At 67.7% G+C, this 21449-nt stretch carries 17 protein-coding genes and 1 riboswitch; of the genes, 7 read left to right on the top strand and 10 right to left on the bottom strand.

Annotated features, from left to right (window positions below):
• Positions 1-61: 61 nt before the first annotated feature.
• Positions 62-284: riboswitch (cobalamin riboswitch) on the bottom strand.
• Between the two features lie 142 nt (positions 285-426).
• A complete protein-coding gene (locus tag AC5QAH_RS19430; RefSeq protein ID WP_010484101.1) occupies positions 427-1005 on the top strand; it encodes a histidine phosphatase family protein in 579 nt (192 codons plus the stop codon).
• Positions 1006-1094: 89 nt separating this feature from the next.
• Here AC5QAH_RS19430 and AC5QAH_RS19425 read toward each other — a convergent pair whose 3' ends face one another.
• Positions 1095-1457 (bottom strand): TfoX/Sxy family protein, encoded by a 363-nt coding sequence (locus tag AC5QAH_RS19425; RefSeq protein ID WP_049453288.1) that lies wholly within the window; start codon positions 1455-1457, stop codon positions 1095-1097.
• Complete coding sequence (locus tag AC5QAH_RS19420) at positions 1454-1936, bottom strand: GAF domain-containing protein (protein WP_004140850.1); 483 nt, start codon at positions 1934-1936, stop codon at positions 1454-1456. Before AC5QAH_RS19420 ends, AC5QAH_RS19425 begins: the two co-directional genes overlap by 4 nt.
• 68 nt (positions 1937-2004) lie before the next feature.
• Between AC5QAH_RS19420 and bioD the strand changes: the two genes are divergently transcribed.
• Positions 2005-2691 carry a dethiobiotin synthase gene (gene bioD, locus AC5QAH_RS19415; protein WP_053442476.1) on the top strand — a complete coding sequence of 229 codons (687 nt, stop codon included), beginning with the start codon at positions 2005-2007 and terminating at the stop codon, positions 2689-2691.
• 111 nt (positions 2692-2802) lie between these two features.
• Here bioD and AC5QAH_RS19410 read toward each other — a convergent pair whose 3' ends face one another.
• The 4 genes from AC5QAH_RS19410 to msrB form a co-directional block, all read right to left on the bottom strand.
• A complete protein-coding gene (locus AC5QAH_RS19410) occupies positions 2803-4248 on the bottom strand; it encodes an aminotransferase-like domain-containing protein (RefSeq protein ID WP_053442477.1) in 1446 nt (481 codons plus the stop codon).
• A gap of 244 nt (positions 4249-4492) precedes the next feature.
• Positions 4493-5230: a peptide-methionine (S)-S-oxide reductase MsrA gene (gene msrA, locus AC5QAH_RS19405; protein WP_010484097.1), complete on the bottom strand. Its 738-nt coding sequence runs from the start codon at positions 5228-5230 to the stop codon at positions 4493-4495.
• Between the two features lie 14 nt (positions 5231-5244).
• Positions 5245-7014, bottom strand: coding sequence for a cytochrome c biogenesis protein DipZ (locus tag AC5QAH_RS19400; RefSeq protein WP_495232519.1), 1770 nt, complete (start codon positions 7012-7014; stop codon positions 5245-5247).
• A 2-nt stretch (positions 7015-7016) separates the two neighbouring features.
• On the bottom strand, positions 7017-7589 hold the full coding sequence (gene msrB, locus AC5QAH_RS19395; RefSeq protein WP_043398832.1) for a peptide-methionine (R)-S-oxide reductase MsrB: 573 nt from the start codon (positions 7587-7589) through the stop codon (positions 7017-7019).
• Between the two features lie 144 nt (positions 7590-7733).
• Between msrB and AC5QAH_RS19390 the strand changes: the two genes are divergently transcribed.
• Both AC5QAH_RS19390 and AC5QAH_RS19385 read left to right on the top strand, forming a co-directional pair.
• On the top strand, positions 7734-8453 hold the full coding sequence (locus AC5QAH_RS19390) for a response regulator transcription factor (protein ID WP_014035866.1): 720 nt from the start codon (positions 7734-7736) through the stop codon (positions 8451-8453).
• Positions 8450-9919, top strand: coding sequence for a sensor histidine kinase (locus AC5QAH_RS19385; protein ID WP_019338004.1), 1470 nt, complete (start codon positions 8450-8452; stop codon positions 9917-9919). The genes AC5QAH_RS19390 and AC5QAH_RS19385 overlap by 4 nt, the downstream gene beginning before the upstream one ends.
• Here the strand turns inward: AC5QAH_RS19385 and AC5QAH_RS19380 are convergent.
• Positions 9916-11262 carry an ATP-binding protein gene (locus AC5QAH_RS19380; protein WP_049480787.1) on the bottom strand — a complete coding sequence of 449 codons (1347 nt, stop codon included), beginning with the start codon at positions 11260-11262 and terminating at the stop codon, positions 9916-9918. The genes AC5QAH_RS19385 and AC5QAH_RS19380 overlap by 4 nt on opposite strands.
• Positions 11259-11948, bottom strand: coding sequence for a winged helix-turn-helix domain-containing protein (locus tag AC5QAH_RS19375; RefSeq protein ID WP_010484092.1), 690 nt, complete (start codon positions 11946-11948; stop codon positions 11259-11261). The genes AC5QAH_RS19380 and AC5QAH_RS19375 overlap by 4 nt, the downstream gene beginning before the upstream one ends.
• Positions 11949-12297: 349 nt before the next feature.
• Between AC5QAH_RS19375 and asnB the strand changes: the two genes are divergently transcribed.
• On the top strand, positions 12298-14199 hold the full coding sequence (gene asnB, locus AC5QAH_RS19370; protein ID WP_495232518.1) for an asparagine synthase (glutamine-hydrolyzing): 1902 nt from the start codon (positions 12298-12300) through the stop codon (positions 14197-14199).
• A gap of 356 nt (positions 14200-14555) precedes the next feature.
• Here the strand turns inward: asnB and AC5QAH_RS19365 are convergent, their stop codons facing one another.
• Together AC5QAH_RS19365 and queD are read right to left on the bottom strand one after the other, a co-directional pair.
• Positions 14556-14903, bottom strand: coding sequence for a phasin family protein (locus tag AC5QAH_RS19365; protein ID WP_495232517.1), 348 nt, complete (start codon positions 14901-14903; stop codon positions 14556-14558).
• A gap of 116 nt (positions 14904-15019) precedes the next feature.
• Entirely contained in the window at positions 15020-15382 is a 363-nt protein-coding gene (queD, locus tag AC5QAH_RS19360) for a 6-carboxytetrahydropterin synthase QueD (protein ID WP_010484089.1), read from the bottom strand.
• Positions 15383-15573: 191 nt separating this feature from the next.
• Here queD and AC5QAH_RS19355 point away from each other — a divergent pair, with 191 nt between their 5' ends.
• Together AC5QAH_RS19355 and AC5QAH_RS19350 are read left to right on the top strand one after the other, a co-directional pair.
• Positions 15574-18213, top strand: a complete 2640-nt coding sequence (locus AC5QAH_RS19355; RefSeq protein WP_043398822.1) for a TonB-dependent receptor plug domain-containing protein — start codon at positions 15574-15576, stop codon at positions 18211-18213.
• A gap of 74 nt (positions 18214-18287) precedes the next feature.
• On the top strand, positions 18288-20882 hold the full coding sequence (locus AC5QAH_RS19350; RefSeq protein ID WP_495232516.1) for a M14 family zinc carboxypeptidase: 2595 nt from the start codon (positions 18288-18290) through the stop codon (positions 20880-20882).
• The last annotated feature ends 567 nt before the right edge of the window (positions 20883-21449 follow it).

The raw sequence follows: 21449 nt of genomic DNA, 5'->3' as shown, positions 1-21449 counted from the left end.
GCAGGCATGCGCCGACGCCGCAGCGCAGGCTGCGGTCATCCAGCGCCATGCCCACCGCATCGCGACCTGAGGCTTCCGGGCCGGTCTCCGGGCTTGCCGCCGGGTGGCCTGGGGCCACCGTCCAGGCGCCTTCCCATGCCTGCGGCACAGTGGCGGTGTTGCCTGGAACTGACGTGCTTACCGTTGCGGGGGCAGCGCCGGCCTGGCGTGGAATCACGCGTCACCGGCTTCCCGTTTCAACCTGCCGGCCACGGCCGCAGGTCACCTGGAAGTGCGCGCAGTCTACGGCATCGCAGGCGGCCCGTAGCGCCGCGCGTGCTCGACTGCCTTTGCCGTGCCTTTAGAATGGCCCCTTGATCCCGTGGTGCCGTTGCCGATGTCCGCCTGTTTTCCGCTGTTCCCGCGTCGCCTGTACAGGACGCGCGCATGATCCTCGACCTGGTCCGCCATGCCGGCAACGGTCGCGATGAGTTCCTCGATGGCCGCAACGATCCGCCGCAGCTGGCCCGCCTGCCGCAGGAACTGGTCGACGCCTACGCCGCGCAGCCCTGGGAGCGGGTGATCAGTTCGCCACGGCTGCGCTCGCTGCACACGGCGATGGCCCTGGCCACCCCGCGTGGGCTGGACGTGGAAGCGGACGAGGAATGGGAAGAGCTGGATTTCGGCGATTGGGACGGGCAGTCGCTGTTCGACCTGCCGGAGGATGCACTGGCGGCCTTCCACGCCGATCCGCATGCATTCCCGCCGCCCAACGGCGAAAGCTGGGGCCACTTTGAACGGCGCATCGCGCGCGCGCTCGATCGCCTGCTCGATGAGGACGATCCGGTGCCGACGCTGGTGGTCAGCCATGGTGGCCCGCTGCGCATGGTGCTGTCGCAGGTCTGCGGCCTGCCAATGTCGTTGTGCTGGGCCCTGCGCATCGACCACGGCACGCGCCTGCGGGTGTGGCTGGAACGCGGTGAGGTCGGGCTGGTGGGCGAACTGCTGGAGCTGCAGCAGCCCTGATCTGCTCTTGTAGAGCCGAGCCATGCTCGGCTGCACTTCGATCAGAACAGCCAGCCGAGCGTGGGCTCGGCGCTACAGAAGGGCGCGGCTCAATCCTCGTCCGCGCCCTCGGCAACGCTGTCTTCAGCGTCATCGTCGGCATCGAAGCGCTGCTCATGTACCGGGCCCGACGCCGGGCCGGCTGCCTTCAGCGGATGCGCGGCGATGCGCGCTTCATAGTCCTGCACCAGCGCATCGCGCTGCGGCTCGCTCAGTTCCTGCCAGTGGCAGTCCAGCAACGCGCCTTCCAGGGAATACAGCAGGTTCAGGCTGGGCTTGAAGCCCGCGCGCTTGACCTTGACGAAGGCGCCCACGGCACCGATCGCAACCAGGTCTTCGCGGCTGCGCAGGCCGACCTGGCGCAGCCACGCCGCACTTTTCGGGCCGATGTTGCGCAGCTTCGGTGCGCTCATCCCAGCGCCTCTACGAACACGCGGGCGATGGCTTCCAGGCCGGCCTGGTCGTCGGCATCGAAGCGGCCGACCTTCGGGCTGTCGATATCGAACACGCCGATCAGTTCATCACCGCGCAGCAGCGGCACCACCAGCTCCGAACGCGAGGCCGAATCGCAGGCGATGTGGCCTGGGAAGGCATCGACGTCGTCCACGCGCTGGGTCACGCGCTGGCTGGCGGCGGCACCGCACACGCCCTTGTCCAGCGGAATGCGCACGCAGGCCGGCAGGCCCTGGAACGGGCCGACCACCAGCTCCTTGCCGTCGTACAGGTAGAAGCCCACCCAGTTCAGGTCGGGCAGGGCGTGATAGACCAGTGCGGAGAGGTTGGCCGCGTTGGCGATGCGGTCGGACTCGGCGTAGACCAGGCCACGGGCCTGTTCCAGCAGCTGGGCGTATTGTTCCGGCTTGCTGCCGGTGAGCGAGGCATTGGCGAACATGCCTGCAGTCTAGCAAGTGCACCGGGCCGGCGATAATGCACGCACTGTTGCCCTGTTGGAGCCCATCGATGCCGTTGCCCGCTACGCTGCCGCCCGCCCTGTTCGTTACCGGCACCGACACCGAAATCGGCAAGACCGCGGCCAGCACCGCGCTGCTGCATGCACTGCGCCAGCGTGGCCTGCGCGCGGTGGGCATGAAGCCCGTGGCCAGCGGCAGCGAGGATCTGGGGCAGGGCCTGCGCAACGAGGACGCGCTGGCGCTGCAGGAGGCCAGCTGGCCGGTGCCGGACTATGCCGACCTGAATCCCTATGCGCTGCGGCAGCCGCTGGCACCGGAGCTGGCCGCTGCCGAGGACGGCGTGCAGGTGGCGCTGGCGCCGATCGTGGCCGCGTTCGAACGCCTGCGCGCGAAGGCCGATATCGTCGTGGTGGAGGGCGTGGGCGGTTGGCTGGCGCCGGTCTCGGCCACGCTGGATCAGCTCGACCTGGTGCGCGCGCTGAAGTTGCCGGTGCTGCTGGTGGTGGGCATGCGGCTGGGCTGCGTCAACCACGCGCGATTGACCGCGCAGTCGCTGCAGGCCAGCGGCGTGGAGTGCCTGGGCTGGATCGGCAACCACATCGACCCGGCGATGCAGCGGCAGGATGAAAACTTCGCCACGCTGCGGCAGCGCCTGCCGATGCCGTGCTGGGGGCGGCTGCCGCATCTTCCGGGGGCGGACGGCGAAGCGCTGAGCGCGCACCTGCTCGACGCCTGAATTGCTGAAACGCGAAATCGATGCCGGAGAGGGTAGAGTCGACTGTCAGTCGACTCGCGCGCGCAGCGCGGGATTTTCGGGCATCCGGTGAAGAGCAGTCGACTCTACCTATCAATCAGCCCGCGCCAGCTCCCGCGCAATCGCACCCAGCCGCTCCACCGCGCCGATGAAGCGCGCATCCAGCGTCTGGCAGCACGACAGCCGCAGGCAATGCCGGTAGCGCGCGCCGCGCGAATACACCTGGCCGGGCATGAACGCGATATCCTCCTGCAGTGCACGCTCGAACAGCTCGCGCGTATCCACGCCCGGCAGTTCCAGCCACAGCAGGAATCCGCCCTGTGGTTCGGTGGCGCGGGTACCGGGCGGGAAATGTTCGGCCACCAGCTGGCGCAGCCGCCCCACCTGTTCGCGATACAGACGACGCATGCGATGCAGGTGGTGCTCGTAGCTGCCCGCTTCCAGATAGGCCGCCACCGCGTCGCCAAGCAGCTGCGGCTCGCCACCGGTGGACTGGAATTTCAGCAGCGCGATGCGCTCGGCGAAGCGGCCGCCATCCAGCCAGCCGATGCGGTAATCCGGCGCCAGCGTCTTGGAGAAACCACCGACCACCATCACCCAGCCGTCGCGATCAAAGGCCTTCAGCAAGGGTGCCGGCGGTTCGCAGAACTGCAGCTCGGCATACACCGCATCTTCGATCAGTGGCAGCTGGCGCGCGTTGACCAGTTCTGCCAGGCGTTGCTTGGCCACTGTCGGCATGGTGCAGCCCAGCGGGTTGTGCACGGTCGGCATCACCACCAGTGCGGCCAGCGGCGTGTGCTCGAGCAGCGCATCCAGCGCATCCACGTCGAGCCCGTGCTGCGGGTGTGTGGGCAGTTCGATGGCCTGCAGGCCCAGGTTGGCCAACAACGGGTAGAGGTTGAAGTAGGACGGCGCCTCGATGCCCACCGCATCACCTGGCTGGGTGACTGCACGCAACGCCAGCTGCAGCGCTTCCATTGCACCGTGGGTCAGCAGCAGGCGCTCGGCGTGGGTGTGCAGGCCCATGCGCGGACCACGGCGCACGATCTGCGCCAGCAGCCGCGGCGAACCATTCGGGCGCGCGTAGGTCTCCACCGTCTGCTGGCCATGGCGCAGTACCTGCGCGGTGTGCCTGGCCAACTGCGCGCCGGGGTAGAACTGGCGACCGCGCGGGCCGGCGAAGGCCAGGTCGATCACGCCCGGGCGGCGCTGTGCTTCCAGCACGCGGGCCATCAGTACCTGCTGCAGTGGTGCAGTGGGCGCGGACGGGGTATCGCGCAGCGAACGCTCCGGCACCGACAGTCGCGGCGCCACCTCGAAACCGGCCTTGGGCCGCGGAATCACCAGGCCGGCGTCCTCCAGCTGGCGATAGGCGGCAATAACCGTGTTCAGGCTGAGCCTGCGCTGCAGGGCCATCTGTCGCAGCGAGGGCAGGCGGCTGCCTACTGGAAGCCGGCCGCCGTGGATGGCCTCGGCCAGTTCGTCGGACAGCCGTTGGTAGCGGGGTGGGATCATCGCGCTCTGGTCATCTGTATCCATCGAATTTCCCGCCATCTGGTGCTGTACCCATGATGATGGCGAGACTAGCATGTCGTTGTCGGCCGGGCTTGATCGGGGCGCGGCCGATACTTCCCAAGCGCACGGCTGGATGGCCGTGCGTCTTTTTTTTTGTGTGTAGAGCCGAGCCCATGCTCGGCTGTACCTCCGCCAACGGCAGCCGAGCATGGGCTCGGCTCTACAGAAGAGCAGCGCCGAGCATCGATCAGCCCTAGGGGAAATGCCGTCAGCGCATCGGCACCAGCGCCGCATCGCGCCGGTACAACGCCGGGAACTGCTTGCCCAGCGCGGCCAGCTTCGGTGCGTCGTAGTAGCGGATGTAGGCCGCCTGCGGGTAGTTCGTCATGTAGTTCTGGTGGTAGCTCTCGGCCGGGTAGAAGTGCTGGCCGCTGACCAGCTGGGTGACGATCGGCGCACGGTAGCTGCCGGTCTGGCCGAGCTGGGCAATGTAGGCGCGGCTGGCAGCCTGCTGGCGTGCGTCGTCAGTGAAAATCGCCGATCGGTACTGGCTGCCGTGGTCCGGCCCCTGGCGGTTGAGCTGGGTCGGGTCGTGCACTACCGAGAAGAACACCTGCATCAGCTGCCCGTAGCTGACCTGGCGCGGGTCGTAGTCGATTTTCACCGCTTCTGCGTGACCGGTACGTCCGCTACTGACGCGCTCGTAGCGTGCATCGGCGCCGCTGCCACCGATGTAGCCGGACACCGCATTGCTCACGCCTTTGACGTGCTGGAACACACCCTGCACGCCCCAGAAGCAACCACCGGCGAACACCACGCTGGCGTGGGGGGCGTCATCGCGGAACGCGGCGTCGCCCGTGGGTGCCGGTAGCGCCTGGGTCTGCGCGCTGGCTTCGAGCGGTGCCGCGATGGCGCCGTGGTCAACGAGTAGCACACCGGCGATCAATGCCGTGGCCACCAGACCTGCAACACCGGCGGCGATGCCCTGTTCAAAGGAGAGTTTCATCGTGTCCTCCCGGTTCAACCGAAGGTGAAGGCATAGGCCTGCACGCCCGCGTCGAGGAACTCGATCTCGAAGCGGTGCGGGCCGACCGTGCCGCGTTGGCGCACCAGCTGGTACAGACGGTGCTCGTTGACCACACCGCTGCCATCGGCACCGACATCGCTGCCGGCATCGACGGCAGGCAGTGGCTTGCCGTCCAACAACACGCGGAAGCGCACCGGCTTTCCTTCCTGGGTCGGCGCCAGCACCAGGTGCAGGTCGCGCGCATGGAACTGGAAGGCGATGCGGCCACCGGCCTGCTGCAACTGCGCAGCCTCGTCGGTGACGGTCCAGCGCCCCGACAGTCCCCACTGGTTCAACGCCAGGGTGGCCGGCAAGGTGTAGTCGAATGCCGCATCGTTGCGCTGCCCGCCGGGCGAGGCGAACTGCTCGGCGCGGGCGTGGCCCAGATAGGTTTCCGGTGAGCGCAGATTGCCCATGTCGGCCTGCGCGGCCACGCCCTTCAGGTCGGCGGCAGCGGGATCGGCCGGTGGTGGCAGATTCGTCTGTCCGGCTTCGGTCAGCAGGCGACGGATCATCTGTTCCGAGCGCGCATAGTTGCCTTCGCCGAACTGGTGGCCGCGGATGTTGCCCTGCGCGTCGACGAAGTACTGCGCCGGCCAGTAGCGGTTGTTGAACGCACGCCAGATCGTGTACTGGTTGTCGAGCGCTACCGGGTACTCGACCTTGAGTTGCTGCACGGCCTTCATCACATTGCGCGGGTCACGTTCGAAGGCGAACTCCGGCGTGTGCACGCCGACCACCACCAGGCCGTGGTCACGGTAGCGGCGTTCCCATTCGTGCACGAACGGCATCGCGCGCAGGCAGTTGATGCAGGAGTACGTCCAGAAATCGACCAGTACCACCTTGCCGCGCAGCTGCTGGGTCGCCAGCGGTGGGCTGTTGAGCCAGCCGGTGGCGCCGTCCAGCGCGGGCAGGGTGCCTTCCACCGGCAGCGGTGCATCGGCTGCGGCGTTGGCACCGGCCATCATCATCATCGGCGGTGCCGCCGGCTGCGCGCCGGGTACCGCATCCAGCAGGCCCTGCTCGATGCGTGCGGTGCTGACCGTCGAAAGACGGGTGAGCAGGCCGGTATCCCAGCCCAGACCAATCGCTACCACTGCCAGCAGCGCGGCTACGCCCAGCACCTTGCGCAGTGCGTCGCCGAGGCCAAGCCGCGCCTGCAGTGCACGGAACACGCGGCCGCCCACCCACACCGCCAGTGCCAGCGCGGTGATCGCGCCCAGCGCATACGCCAGCAGCAGGGTGCTGGTGCCGACGCTGGCACCGTGCAGGGCGGCGCCGGTCAGCACCAGGCCGAGGATCGGCCCGGCGCACGGTGCCCACAGCAGGCCAGTGGCGATGCCGATCAGCAGCGAGGTCCATGCGCCGCCACGCCCGGCGGCATCGGCCGCATCGGCGCGCGCGCTCAGCCGTGCGCCCACCCGCTGGAACGGTGCCAGCAGATGGTCGGCCAGTCGTGGCCACAGCAGGGCGACTGCGAACAACGCCATCAGCAGCAGGGCGATCCAGCGTCCAACCTGGTTGGCCTGCGCCACCCATTGGCTGCCCACGGCGGCGAGGCTGGCGACCACGGTGAAGGTCAGTGCCATGCCCAGCAGCAACGGCAGCGTGCTGCGCAGGAACGGGCGGTCGGCACGCGCGAACACGAACGGCAGCACCGGCAGGATGCAGGGGCTGAGCAGGGTCAGCGCGCCCCCGAGGTAGGCAAGCAGCAACAGCAGCATCGTCAGGCTCCGGAAGCAGGGGAAGAACCGACCGGCACCCGCCAGCCATCGGCGGTGCCATCCGTGGCGCCGGGAACGAACACCATCGCCGCACCGTTCATGCAGTAGCGCAGCCCGGTCGGGCGCGGACCATCGTTGAACACATGGCCGAGGTGGCCGCCACAGCGGCGGCAGTGCACCTCCACCCGCAGCATCCCGAAGGTGACGTCCCGGTCTTCGCCGATGGCGTTGTGCAGCGGCGCCCAGAAGCTGGGCCAGCCGGTACCGCTCTCGAACTTGGTGGACGAGGAGAACAGCGGCAGCGCACAACCGGCGCAGGCGAAGGTGCCCTGGCGGTGTTCCTTGTTGAGCGGGCTGCTGTAGGGGCGCTCGGTGGCCTGCTGGCGCAGTACGGCGTACTGCGCCGGGGTCAGCTGCTGGCGCCACTGTGCATCGCTGTGCATGACCTCGAACTGTCGCGACGGGCGCGCTTCGGCGGCCGCCGGGGCGGCGCGGCTGCAGGCCCCCAGGCCGAACAGGCCGGCGGCGGTGGCAACACCGCCCAGGCCCAGCAGATGGCGGCGGGACAGGGACATGGCGTACTCCGGGAAGGGGCGACGGGGCCATGCTGCGCCCGCCCGGGTCAACGAATCCTCACGCAGGATTCAATTTTTCGTGAGGTATCGGCGGCCGTCCCGCGCCACAATGCAGCCAGCCTCCCCACTGGCCCCGAGCTGCCGATGTCGACCAAACGCGTGCTGATCGTTGAAGACGATGCCCACATCGCCGACCTGCTGCGCATGCATCTGGGCGATGAGGGTTACGACGTCGCCCATGCCGCCAGTGGCGATGCCGGCCTGCGCCTGCTTGAGCAGGATGGTCCGTGGGATGCGCTGGTGCTGGACGTGATGCTGCCCGGCGTGGACGGCCTGCAGGTCTGCCAGCGTGCACGCGCGATGGCGCGCTATGTGCCGATCATCATCATCAGCGCGCGCGGCAGCGAAACGCAGCGCATCGTTGGCCTGGAACTGGGCGCGGACGACTACCTGGCCAAGCCCTTCTCGATGCCGGAACTGGTGGCACGGGTGCGCGCATTGCTGCGCCGCGCCGAGGCGATGGCGCAGAGCGCACGCATCGATGCCGGCGCGATCGAGCTGGGTGGGCTGCAGCTGGACCCGGTTGCACGCACCGCCTCGGTGGACGGCAACGCGCTGGAGCTGACCCCGCGCGAGTTCGACCTGCTGCTGTTCTTCGCCCGCCATCCAGACCAGGTGTTCGCACGCATGGAACTGCTCAACCAGGTCTGGGGCTACCAGCACGATGGCTACGAACACACGGTCAATACCCACATCAACCGACTGCGCAGCAAGATCGAGCCCGATCCGGCCAATCCGCGGCGGCTGCTGACGGTGTGGGGGCGCGGCTACAAGCTGGTCGACCCGGCCGGGGCGGCGGCATGATCAAGCCGAACCTGTGGCAGAAGCTGGCAGCGGTGATCGCCGCGCTGATGCTGATGTGCTGCATGGCGCTGCTGGCACTGCAGATGCGTGCCAACACCCGCCACGAGCAGGAGGTGGTGCAGCGGCTGTCGCTGGGCCTGGCCGAGCACATCGCCCAGCGCAGCGAGCTGATGGATACCAGCGGCATGCGCGACGCCGCGGTGCGCGCGCTGTTCGGCCAGTTGATGGCGGTCAACCCCAGCGTCGAGGTCTACCTGCTGGACGACCAGGGCCGCATCCTCGGCCACGATGCGCCCAGTGGGCACCTGGTGCGCAACCGGGTGGACGTGGCGCCACTGCGCCGCCTGCTGGCCGGTGCGCCGTTGCCGATCCTGGGCGATGACCCGCGCAGTGCGGATGGGCGCAAGGTGTTCAGTGCAGCACCGCTGATCGTGCAGGGCCGGCAGGCCGGCTATGTGTACGTGGTGCTGGTCGGCGAGCACCGGCAGATGCTGGCCGACGATCTTGCCGCCGGCAGCCAGTGGAACACCACCTGGTGGTCGGTGGTGCTGGTCGGCAGCCTGGGCCTGCTGGCCGGGCTGGTGGCGTTCTACTGGGTGACCCGCCCGCTGCGACGGCTGACCCGGCGCATCCAGGCGTTCGACATCGACGCACCCACGCCATTGCCGCCGCCGGAGCCGCTGCGCCCCGGCGAGCGCGACGAACTGGTGATCCTCGAACACGCGCACGCACAGATGGCGCAGCGGCTGGGAGAGCAATGGCAGCAGCTGCGCCAGCAGGACCTGCAGCGCCGCGAGCTGGTCGCCAACATCTCCCATGACCTGCGTACGCCGTTGTCGTCACTGCACGGCTATCTGGAAACGCTGGCATTGAAGGACGCCACGCTGTCGCCGGATGAGCGCCGCCGCTACCTCGGTATCGCGCTGGCGCAGAGTGCCAAGGTAGGTCGGCTTGCGCGTGCACTGTTCGAGCTGGCGCGGCTGGAACATGGCGAAGTGCGCCTGGAGTGGGAAGTGTTCGCGCTGCCGGAACTGCTGCAGGACGTACTGCAGAAGTTCGAGCTGGCCGCGCAGGCGCGCAACCAGCGCCTGCACGCCGGGTTCCCGCCGGGCCTGCCGCTGGTGCGTGCCGATCTGGGCCTGGTCGAGCGGGTGCTGACCAACCTGCTCGACAACGCGTTGCGGCATGCGCCGGAGGGTGGCCGGATCGAGGTGTGCCTGCGCGCGACGCCGGACAGCGTGGAGGTGAGTGTTGCCGACGACGGCCCCGGCGTAGCCCCCGCGCTGCGTGCGCAGCTGTTCCAGGCGCCGGCCGCGCTGGGCGCACGACGCGGTGACAACGGTGGCCTCGGCCTGCTGATCGTGCAGCGCATCGTGCAGCTGCATGGGCGCCGGATCGAACTGCGCGACAGCGAGCGGGGTGCGCTGTTTGTGTTTGCCTTGCCGCGCGCGGAACCGGCGGTCTAGCAGGTCGTCTCGCCCTCCACGGCACCGCCGCTTTCCAGTGGCAGGTGCAGGCGGATACAGGCACCGCCCAGTTCGGAGTCGATCACTTCAACGTGGCCGCCATGCTTGTCGGCCACCACCTGCACCAGCGCCAGGCCGAGGCCGAAACCGGGGCTGCCCGGATCCAGCCGCACATAGGGTTGCAGCACCTGGCCGCGCAGTTCGGGCGCGATGCCGGGGCCGTCGTCCTCCACCTGCAGGCACAGCCAGCCATCGTTGACGGTGCTGGCGATGCGGATCTGCCGCCGCGCGTAGCGCAGGGCATTGCCGAGCAGGTTGCGCAACGCCAGTTCCAGCATGTGCCGGTTGACGTTGACCAGCCCTGCCGGCGACAGCGCCTGCTGCACGGGCATCGGCAGCGGCGCGAACTGGGCCACCACGCCGCGCACCAGTGCCGCCAACTGCAGGCGCTGGCGGGTCAGCTGGTGACAGCGACCGAGTGCGGCGTACTCGACGCCGGCGTCGGTGAGGTGCTGCAGCCGATCGACATCGGTGCGCAGGCCGCCCAGCGCGTCGCGCTGTATCTCGTCCAGCGCAGTGTCCTCCAGGTCGGCCAGGCCGAAGCGCATCCGTGCCAGCGGCGTGCGGACCTCGTGTGCCACCGCCTGGGCCAGCACGCGCTGGCTTTCCAGCAGCTGCTGCAGCTGCTCGGCCATGTGATTGAAGGCATTGGCCAGCGGCCGCACCAGCGCGGTGCCGGCGCGTGGCGCGCGCGTGTCCAGCTGGCCGTCGCGCATCTGCCGGGCGGCCTGGGCCAGCTGCGAGACGTCGCGCCACAGGCGGTAGACCATCACGTACATCGGCAGCGCCACGGCCACCATCAGGATCAGCAGCAGGATCGCCACGCCGGACACTTCGCTGTCCTGCCACCCCTCATCGGGCAGTGCTTCGTCCAGTGGCCCGAGCATCACGGCATAGTCGCTGTCACCGATCCGCTGCAGGCTGCGCATGTGTTCGAGGTCGATCTGCACCCGGCCGTTGTTGAGCGGCGGTCGCTGGCTGGCCGACAGCTCTTTTTCCGCCTCGGCCAGCGGCACCATCCGCAGGGCATAGGCGAAGTCGGCGTCGAGCCCGCGTGCCAGCGCCGGCCATTGCTCGCGCGGTGTTTCCGCGAAGCGTTGCTGCAGCAGCGCATGGGTGCCACGCATCTCGGCCAGCAGGCTGGCTTCGGTGCGGTCTTCCAGCAGTGCATCCCAGGCCCACAGGCCCAGCACGATCAGCAGCAGGTGGGCGACCAGGAAGCCGATGCCGTAGCGCAGGAAGTGGAAGGCGTGGCCGCGCATCGCCGAAGGCGTGCGCTTCATCCCCATGCCGAGCGGCTGAACAGGTAGCCGCGTCCACGCACGGTCTTGATCCGCTCCGGTTGTTCAGGGTTGTCGCCCAGCTTGCGGCGCAGGCGCGAGATGCGTGCATCGATCGAACGGTCCAGGCCATCAAAGGCGATGCCACGCAGGCCGCGCAGCAGTGCATCGCGGTCCAGGATCTGGCCGGCGTTGCTGGCCAGCAGGAACAGCAGGTCGAACTCGGCCGTGGTCAGCTCCAACAGGCCGCCCTGCAGGTGCACATTGCGGGTGGAGGGGTCGATGTTCAGCTCGCCAAAGCGCAGGCTGCCGTCGCGCGGTTCGACCCGGCGATGGCGGCGCAGGTGCGCACGCAGGCGGGCCAGCAGCACCCGCGGTTCGATGGGTTTGCCGATGTAATCGTCGGCCCCCAGCTCCAGTCCCAGCACCTGGTCGATGTTGTCGGTGCGGGCGGTCAGCACACAGATGATGCCGTCATAGTGGGGCCGGATCTGCCGACACACTTCGAAACCATCCTGGTCGGGCAGGCCGACATCGAGCAGGACCAGGGCCGGCTTCTCGGCCAGGATCCGGGCCACCGCGCGCTCACCACTGCGCTCATGGGCCACCTGGTAGCCATGCCGCTGCAGATAGTCGCTGACCATCGTACCCAGGCGGGCATCGTCTTCGACCAGTACGATATCCAGCATTTTCAAGGCCTCCGTGGGGCATACGTACCGCCACGGCACGAGCGCGGCGATGCTATCCCAGCCTTCGGGCCACCCGGGTCCAGGGGGCGGGCGCCATTCAGCCGGGGTTGCTGGCGCGCGGGCCGGGCCTCAGGCCTGGCAACAACTTGGCGTCCAGCATAGCGTGTTGCCGTTACAAAACGTTACCTTCGTGATACGTCTGGTGACCATCGCTGACAGCAAAGCGACTGACGCGGGGCAGGTGCGGCGCCGAGCATGGAGTCTCCTCCGCTCCGCGTGCCGTTCCCATGTCGCCCGCCGCCCCCTGCCTGCTGAACCCGTCCCGCCGCTGCCGCTGCGGAGGTGCCCGATGAGCGGCGTGGTCGGCGCCTGGCTGCCCCCCGCCGAGGACGAACAGCTGCTGCAGCAGCTGGCGCCGATGCTGCGCGCCCTGCAGCAGCGCGGCCGGGGCCGCATCGGCTACTGGACCGACGCCGAGGCCGGCCTCGCGCTGGGCCACTGCCGGGCACCCACCGATACGCCGTTGCAGCCGCTGAGCTCGGACTGCGGCCGTTACGTGCTGTGCCTGGACGGCCGGCTGTACAACCGTGGCGACCTGCAGGCGCAGCTGCGCGATCTGCCGCGCAGCTGCAGTGATGCCCGGCTGCTGCTGCAGGCGATCGTTGAATGGGGCGTGGTGCGCGCGCTGTCGCGTGTCGAAGGCGCCTTCGGTTTCAGCGTATGGGACCGTGAGTCGCGCGCGTTGTGGCTGGCGCGTGATCCGGTTGGTGAGCGGCCGCTGTACTACGGCTGGTTCCAGGGCCAGTTCCTGTTCGCCTCGGAAATGAAGGCGCTGCAGGCCTTCGCCGGCTTCGCGCCGAGCATCGACCAGGATGCGCTGAGCCTGCTGCTGCGCCACGACTATGTGCCGGCGCCGCACACCATCTACCGGGGCATCCACAAGCTGGTGGCCGGCGCGGTGCTGCGCGTCGATCTGGATGACCACGCTGCCGGCGGTTCCAGCCAGGCGACGGAAGGGGGGACGCGCTACTGGTGTGCACGCGATGCGATGCAGCGTGCGCTGCAGGAGCCCCTGCAGCCAACGCCGAGCCTGGAACAGGCCACCGACCAGCTGGAAGCCGTACTGCAGAAGGCCATTGCCGCACGCATGCATTCGCCATTGGCGTGTGGCGCGTTCCTGTCCGGCGGCACCGACTCGTCGCTGGTGACCGCGATGATGCAGGCCCAATCGACCTTGCCGATCGAGGCGTGGACGGTCGGTTTCGACGATCCCGGCCATGACGAAAGCGATTGGGCCTCGCAGGTCGCGCGCCATCTGGGCGTGCAGCATCATCTGCACCGGATGGATGCGCGGCAGGGCCTGGACCTGCTGCAGCGGCTGCCGCAGGTCTGGTGCGAGCCGTTCGCTGATGCCTCGCAGCTGCCGACCCTGCTGGCCAGTGAACTGCTGGGTGCGCGCAAGCCGGTGGCGCTGACCGGTGACGGCGGCGATGAGCTGTTCTTCGGTCACCCGAGCTATGGCCGCGCGCTGCGCAATGCACGCCTGTGCGGTGGCCTGCCGGACTGGGTGCGCGACCTGGCACGGCGCAGCGGCAACCGCATGAACGTGGAGCGTGGCCGCCTCGGCGGTTGGCGTGCGCTGGTGGCCGAGGTCGCTGCCAACGATGTAGAAGGGCATTACCTGCAGCGCGTCACCCGCTGGCGCCAGCCGGCGCAGGTGGTGCTGGGCGCCCGCGAGCCGCTGACAATCTTCCAGCAGCAGGACACGGCGCTGCCGGCCGAGGCGCGCATCCAGCTGCTGGATTTCCGCATGGACCTGGCCGAAGGCATCCTCGCCAAGGTTGATCGTGCCGGCATGGCAGCGGGCGTTGAAACGCGTGCGCCGCTGCTGGACATGGAGGTGGTGCGCTTGGCCTGGCGCCTGCCGCAGCATCTGAAGTACCACGACGGCGAGCACAAGCGGATTCTCAAGCACCTGCTGGCACGCTACCTGCCCGAGCCGCTGGTGTACCGCCCCAAGCGCGGTTTCGGTCCGCCGATGGCACGTTGGTTGGCAGGCCCGCTGCGCGATTGGGCGGAGGCGCTGCTGGATCCGCAGCTGCTGCGCAACCAGGGCTGCTTCGATGCGGCGCGCGTGCGCGGTATCTGGGAAGCGTTCCTGCGCGGCGAGCGCAAGTGGCACACGCACCTGTGGAACGTGCTGATGTTCCAGGCGTGGCACCAGCACTGGCACGGTGGTCGCGGGCGCTGAGGTTCCTTTGCGGTGTGTTCTGCGTGGCGTGTGGCGGATTCGTTCTGCGTGGCGCAGGGCGGAGACCCTTGCGTACGAATGTCCTCCGGCGCCGGCCGTTGGCCGTCACCTCCCCCTTTACTTCGTACGCAAGGGCCTCCGCCCTGCGTTCGGAGTTCGTCGGCGCCTCGTTGAAAGGCGGCCACGAGCGCTGCGCTTTACCTGCCCCCGACGGGGCCCATCAGCTCGCAGAGAAGTGAGACGAGGAAGCGCTCTTCAATCCAGACAACGGGCAAAAAAAGACCCGGCAGAGGGAGGGATCTGCCGGGTCCGGATTGCGTGGGGGGAGGGACCCACGCAATGAGCGTTGCGTCGCGTCAGTGGTTGTTCGCGTCCGCCGTTGATTCGTTGTAGCCCTGTGCCAGTTCGGACCAGGCCTTGCTGGCCTGCAGGCCGAGCCCGACGATGTCCTGCTGGGCCTGACCCAGCCGCTGCAGGTTGTCCTGCCACAGTTGCGCGCCCTTGGAGAGCGTACCGGCCGCGTCTTCACTGCGGGCCAGTTCGCCCAGCCAACCGCTGGTCGCGGTCAGGTTGCGCTCCATCACCTTCAGCTGCACGCCGAACATGCTTTCCGCGTTCTCCAACGCCAACCGGTTCGCGCGCGTTGCCGCGGCGGCGAGCTGGCGGGTGGCATCACTGAAGCGATCGCTGAAGGCGGCGGCCATGGGGCATCAGGAAGTGGCTTGATGCATTGCAGCATACGCCCTTGATGCCGCATTGCAACAAAAATAACAAAGGCGCCCAAGGCGCCTTTGAAAAACCTTTCAGATCAATGGGTTGATCAGATCTCGGGGCCGCGGTAGCGGCAGCCCGACGTGCAGGTTTCGTGCACGGTGATCTCGCTCAGCGCTGGCAGGCTGGGCTTGAGCTCGTTCCAGATCCACACCGCCAGGTTCTCGCTGGTCGGATTCTCCAGGCCGGGGATGTCATTGAGGTAGTGATGGTCCAGGCGGTCGTAGATCGGCTGGAAGGCCGCCTTCACGTCGCCGAAGTCCATGATCCAGCCGGTCTGCGCACCCGGCTCGCCCTCGACCTTCAGTTCCACCCGGAACGAGTGGCCGTGCAGGCGCGCGCACTTGTGCCCCGGCGGCACGTTGGGGAGGCGGTGCGCCGCCTCGAGCATGAAGACTTTGAAGATTTCCATGGCGCGATTGTACGCCGCAGGTGGCCGGCCATCCTGAGCGGATGTTGGCCTTTCGTGAAGCAACTCTTTCCATCCGGATGAAGAGATGATAGTTTCTCTTATATCCGTATGAAGAGATGTTATTGGCCGGACCCCGGCCAGGCATGGACTACTGCGGAACTTCGTCGTCCTTACCACCTCCCCACATCGTCATGCCCAAGCACACCCTGCTCGTGGCGGCCCTGGCCGTCGCTCTGGCCGCGCCTTTGCCTGCCGCCGCCGAAACCTCCGCCGATGCCAGTGGCGAAGCCAGCACCCTGGCCGCCGTTCGCGTCACCGGTTCCAACATCAAGCGTACCGACACCGAGGCCTCCAACCCGGTGCAGGTAATCGGCCGCCAGCAGCTGGAACAGACCGGCAAGGCCACCGTGGCCGATGTGCTGCGTTCGATCTCGGCCAACACCGGCAACGCCAGCAACGAAACCACCAACAACGGTTGGGCCTCGGGCTCGGCCGGCATCGGCCTGCGCGGCCTGTCGCAGAAGAACACGCTGGTGCTGCTCAACGGCCGCCGCCTGGCCAACTACGGCTTCCCGGCCGGTGGCCTGTCCGACACCTTCGTCGATCTCAACGCGCTGCCGCTGGTGGCCGTCGAGCGCATCGAAGTGCTCAAGGACGGCGCCTCGGCGGTGTACGGCTCCGATGCCGTGGCCGGCGTGGTCAACATCATCACCCGGCAGAACTTCGAAGGCGCCGAGATCGGCGGCAGCTTCGGCGGTGCCGACCAGGGCGGCCTGCACGAGCAGAACCTGAAGTTCGTCGGCGGCCTGGGTGATCTCGACACCGATGGCTACAACATCCTCTTCAGCCTGCAGGGGTACAACCGTGAGCGCCTGGACCAGGACGAACGCAACCTGACCAGGAGCGGCATCTACACCGACAAGCCGGGTGGCCGCTGGAACGGCTGGTCGGCCAAGGGTGCGCGCTACCTGGTCAACGGCGTGTCGGTACCGATGCTCGACGCCAACGGCAACTGCCCGGCCGGCACCACCCGCGTTGCCAGCGCGCCGATTGATGGCCTGTCCGGTGACACCTGCGGCTTCAACCAGGCGCCGTTCACCACGCTGATCCCCTCGACCAAGCGTTACCAGGCCTATGCCAACGGCACCTTCCGCCTGAACGACAACGTCGAGGCCTTCGGCGAAGTGCTGTACAGCCAGATCAAGAGCGCCGCGTGGTTCGGCAGCAGCCCGTTCTTCACCCTGGAGAGCGGCCGCTTCGCACTGAACGCCAACAGCGGCCTGGCCGAGCCGGTGTCGTCGCTGCTGCCGGCCAACAATCCGTACAACCCGTACGGCCGTGCGATCCCGATCGAGTACACGTTCTTCGACCTTGGCGGCACCATCAAGACCAACCGATCCACGGCCTATCGCGGCGTGTTCGGCCTGCGCGGTACCACCGCCAACTGGGACTGGGAAGTGGCTGCATTCGGTGCGCGCAGCAGCGAACGCGAGAGCGTGTCCGGCGGCTTCGCCAACCGCTGGGCGCTGGCCGATGCGCTGGCCACGGGCAGCTACAACCTGCTCAACCCGGCGGCGACGCCGCAGTCGGTGCGCGACTCGATCAACATCGCCACGCTGCGTCCGGCCGAATCCAAGCTGCAGGGCATCGATGCGAAGATTTCCGGCAGCCTGGGCCACACCTGGGCCGGCGAGATCGGCTTCGCTGCCGGTGCCGAGTGGCGCCGCGAGAAGCTTGATTCCAACAACCCATGGCAGATCGATGCCGGTCTGCAGGTGCGCCCGGCCATCGCCGAAGTGCACGGCAAGCGCCAGGTCAGTGCGGCCTATGCCGAAGTGAACGTGCCGCTGGCCTCGACGCTGGAGCTGTCCGCCGCCGCGCGTGCCGACCATTACGATGATTTCGGCGATGCCTTCTCGCCGAAGATCGGCCTGCGCTGGCAGCCGCTGGACTTCCTGCTGGTACGTGCATCGGCCTCGAAGGGCTTCCGTGCGCCGTCGCTGTCGGAGAACTCCAACAGCACCAGCATCGCCTACGGCAGCGTGGTCGACCCGCGTGATCCTGACGTGCCGGGCTCGCGGCAGAACCCGACCTTCTTCACCGTTGGCAACAACGAACTGAAGCCCGAGCGCACCAGGAGCGTGAACTTCGGCGTGGTGCTGTCGCCGTGGACCAACACCAACCTGAGCGTGGACTACTACCGCATCCAGCTGGACAACCTGGTCGGCACCAACAACACCCAGACCCTGGTCAACGACAACGTGGCCGGCGCGGTGCAGCGCGATGAACGCGGCAAGCTGCAGGCGGTCTACAACCGCTACCAGAACCTGAGCGAGCTGAAGACCTCGGGCATCGACGTCGAGCTGCGCCAGCGCATCCCGACCGCAGCACTGGGTGACTTCACCGTGTCCTCGGCCTACACCCACGTGCGCGACTACCGCCGCCCGACCGTGGTCGGCGGCCCGCTGGTGGATTACGCCGGCAGCAACCTGGGCGCGACCCTGCCCAAGGACAAGGCCACCACCACGCTGGACTGGAAGTACGGTGATTTCAACGCCGCCGTGACCTGGTACTACACCAGCAGCTACCGCCAGGAAGCCAGCACCGCCGCCAAGGCCGTGCAGCAGCGCGTCGGCAGCTACAGCCAGTACGACCTGTACCTGGCCTACACCGGCATCGACAAGCTGACCGTGTACGCAAAAGTCCAGAACCTGGCCGACAAGACGCCGCCGTACGACGCCTCGTTCCCGGGCATCCGCGCGCCGTACGACTTCAGCCAGTACGACCTGCGTGGCCGCTACTTCACGCTGGGCTTCGATTACCGCTTCTGATCCATCCGCCGCGGCCGGTCACCTGAAGGGACCGGCCGCGCGACTGTCTGCCGTTGTGTTCCAGGGGAGTCACCGTGTCCTTGCATCGCCGTGCCGTTCTTCCGTTGCTGCTTGCCGCCGCCACCGCACTGTCCTCGCCGCAGCCGGTGCAGGCACAGAGCGCGTACTTCTTTCCGCAGGTCACCGACGCAGCGGCGTTCGATGCAGCGGTGCCCACGCCGGAGCAGTTCCTCGGCTACCCGATCGGCAGCCGTTACACCCGGCACGACCAGCTGGTGGCGTACTTCCAGGAACTGGCGAAGCGTTCCGACAAAATCAGCGTGCGCGAGATCGGTCGCAGCTATGAGGGCCGCCCGCTGCTGATCGCCACCGTCACTGCTGCAGGCAATCATGCGCGGCTGGAGCAGATCCGCCAGCAGCACGCGACCCTGGCCGATCCGGCGCAGCCGCGCAGCGCCGCCGGTGACAGCCCGGTGGTGGTATGGCTGGGCTACAGCGTGCACGGCAATGAGACCTCCAGTGCCGAAGCGGCGATGCTGACCGCTTACTACCTGGTGGCCAACCGCAGCGCGGAAATCCAGCAGTGGCTGCAGCAGGCGGTGGTGCTGTTCGACCCGGCGCAGAACCCGGACGGCCGTGATCGTGCCGCCAACTGGCACAACGCCTGGGCCTCCGACCCGGCCTCGGCCGACCCGGCCGACAAGGAGCACGTCGAGCCGTTCCCGCAGGGCCGCACCAATCACTACTTCACCGATCTCAACCGCGACTGGCTGGCCCTGACCCAGCAGGACTCGCGGCCGAAGGTGGAGGTGTTCCACCAGTGGTACCCGAACGTGCAGATCGACTTCCACGAAATGGGCAAGGACAGCACCTACTACTTCGAGCCTTCGCCGAAGAGCATGCACAGCCCGCTGATTCCGGCGGCATCGTATGAATTCAACAAGACCCTGGCCAAGTACCACGCTCAGGCGCTGGATGCCTTGGGTTCGCTGTACTACACCGGCGAGAATTTCGACAATTTCTCGCCGGTGTACGGCTCCACCTACCCGGACTTCCATGGCGCTGTCGGCGTGACCGTCGAGCAGGCCAGCTCGCGCGGTCGCGTGCAGGAATCGGTGAATGGCCTGCTGACCTTCCCGTTCACCATCCGCAACCAGGTCGCCACCGGTCTGGGCACGGTGCGCGGCGCGGTGACCGAACGCAACGGCCTGTTCGACCTGCAGAAGCAGTTCTTCCAGAGCGCGTTGAAGCAGGCTGCGCAGCAGCCGGTGAAGAGCTTCGTGTTCGGCGACGCGCATGACCCGGCACTGACCCGTCGCCTGCTGGAGCTGTTGCTGTTGCATCGCATCGAGGTGCGCGCGCTGGATCGTGCAGTTACTGTCGATGGGCAGCGCTTCGATGCCGGCAGCGCCTACGTGGTGCCGGTGCAGCAGGCGCAGTTCCGCCTGGTGCATTCGATCTTTGCCGAAACGCCGCCGATCAAGGGGGATGTGTTCTACGGCAGCACCAGCTATGCGATCGCACCGGCCTACGGTGTGGCCTTCGCCGGCAGCCGCAGTCGTATCGAAGGTGGCGCCCGCGTGGCCGCGCTGCCGGAGGAGCAGGGCGCGGTCTTGGGTGGCCAGGCCGGCTTCGCCTATGTCATCGACTGGCGCGACTACAACGCCGGGCGTGCGCTGGCGGTGCTGCAGGCCAAAGGTTTGAGCACACGCGCAACGTTCCAGCCATTTACCGCTTCGACTGCACAGGGCGAGGCCGATTTCGCCGCTGGCAGCATCGTTGTTCCGGTGGCCGGGCAACCGCTGCAGGGCGCGGCGCTGCTGGATGCGGTGAGTGCTGCTGCACGCGATGCCGGCGTACGCGTACATGCGTTGTCCAGCGGCCGCAGCCGCGAAGGCATCGACCTCGGCAGTGATGGCGTCAAGGCGCTGCGCAAGCCAGCGGTGGCACTGGTGATGGGCGAGGGCGTGGCCGCCACCGAGATCGGCTCGGCCTGGTTCCTGCTCGACCAGCAGCTGCACCTGCCGGCCAGCAAGCTGGATCCGCAGCAGCTGGGCAAGGTGCCGCTGGACCGCTACACCACGATTGTGTTGTCCGGCGGTACCTATACGGGCGTCGATGCCACGGCAGTGGCTGCACTGAAGCGCTGGGTGCAGGCCGGTGGTTCGCTGGTGACCTACGGCAGTGCCTCGAAGTGGGCGATCGAACAGAAGCTGGCCGACGGCGAGAAGCTCGGCAAGGAAGAAGACGCTGCTGACGAAAGCCGCCGCGCGTTCGGCGACCAGCGCGACATCGCCGCGATCGAGCGGGTGAGCGGCAACATCCTCAGTGCCGATGTTGATACCAGCCATCCGCTGGCATTCGGCGTGCCGCGCCGGCAGCTGGCGATCAACAAGGAGAACACGGTGACGCTGCAGCCGAGCACGAATCCGTTCTCGACGGTGGTGCGCATTGATACGCCACCGCGGGTGAATGGTTACCTGTCCGAGCGCAACCGTACGCGGGTGGCGGGCAGTGCATGGTTGCTGGTGTCGGCGCAGGGGCAGGGTAACGTTGTGCTGTTTGCCGATGATCCGGCGCACCGCAAGTACTGGCACGGGACGGACCGGCTGCTGATCAACGCGATCTTCTTCGGGAATCTGGTGAATCCGAGTAAAGCGCGGGGTTGAGGCGTTTGGCGCCGAGTCGTTGTTGTGCTTGGGAGGCAGGGGGCCTCAGCCAGGACACGCCGTGAACCCATCCATGGGGGCTCGATGGCGCCATCCTTGGCGCCAACGGTCCTGGCTGAGGCCCCCTGCCTCCCATGACAGTTTCCTGCGGGCGCGGACGCATCAGACCCCAAGGCGGGAGCAAGGGCAAAAGCAAAGGCAAAGGCAAAGGCAAAGGCAAAGGCAAAGGCAAAGGCATAAGGCAAAGCTAGGAATTGCGGCTTCGGCTTTTGACTTTGAATTTGAATTTGATCTTTCTTCTCCCGGCTACCCGGCGGGAGAAGAAGGCGCGGGCAATGCTTGAAGCGGATGGGCGTGGGGCCAGCGCAAAACCGTGAGGCGCATGGATGCGCCGACCGAGCCCCCATGGATGGGTTTACGGCGTGTTTTGCGCTGGCCCCACGCCCATCCGCCCTCAGCGCAGCACACCGCCGGCTTCTACTCACGGTAGCCAGCAACAAAAAAGGACGGCGCGTCAGCGCCGTCCCTCGATAAGCCCCCGCGCAGCGGGAGACGTCATCCATTTCA

Source organism: Stenotrophomonas sp. YJH_SMC_43, from assembly GCF_059372535.1.
Note: the sequence above shows the minus strand (reverse complement) of the source record. Positions and strands in the feature narration are given on the sequence as shown.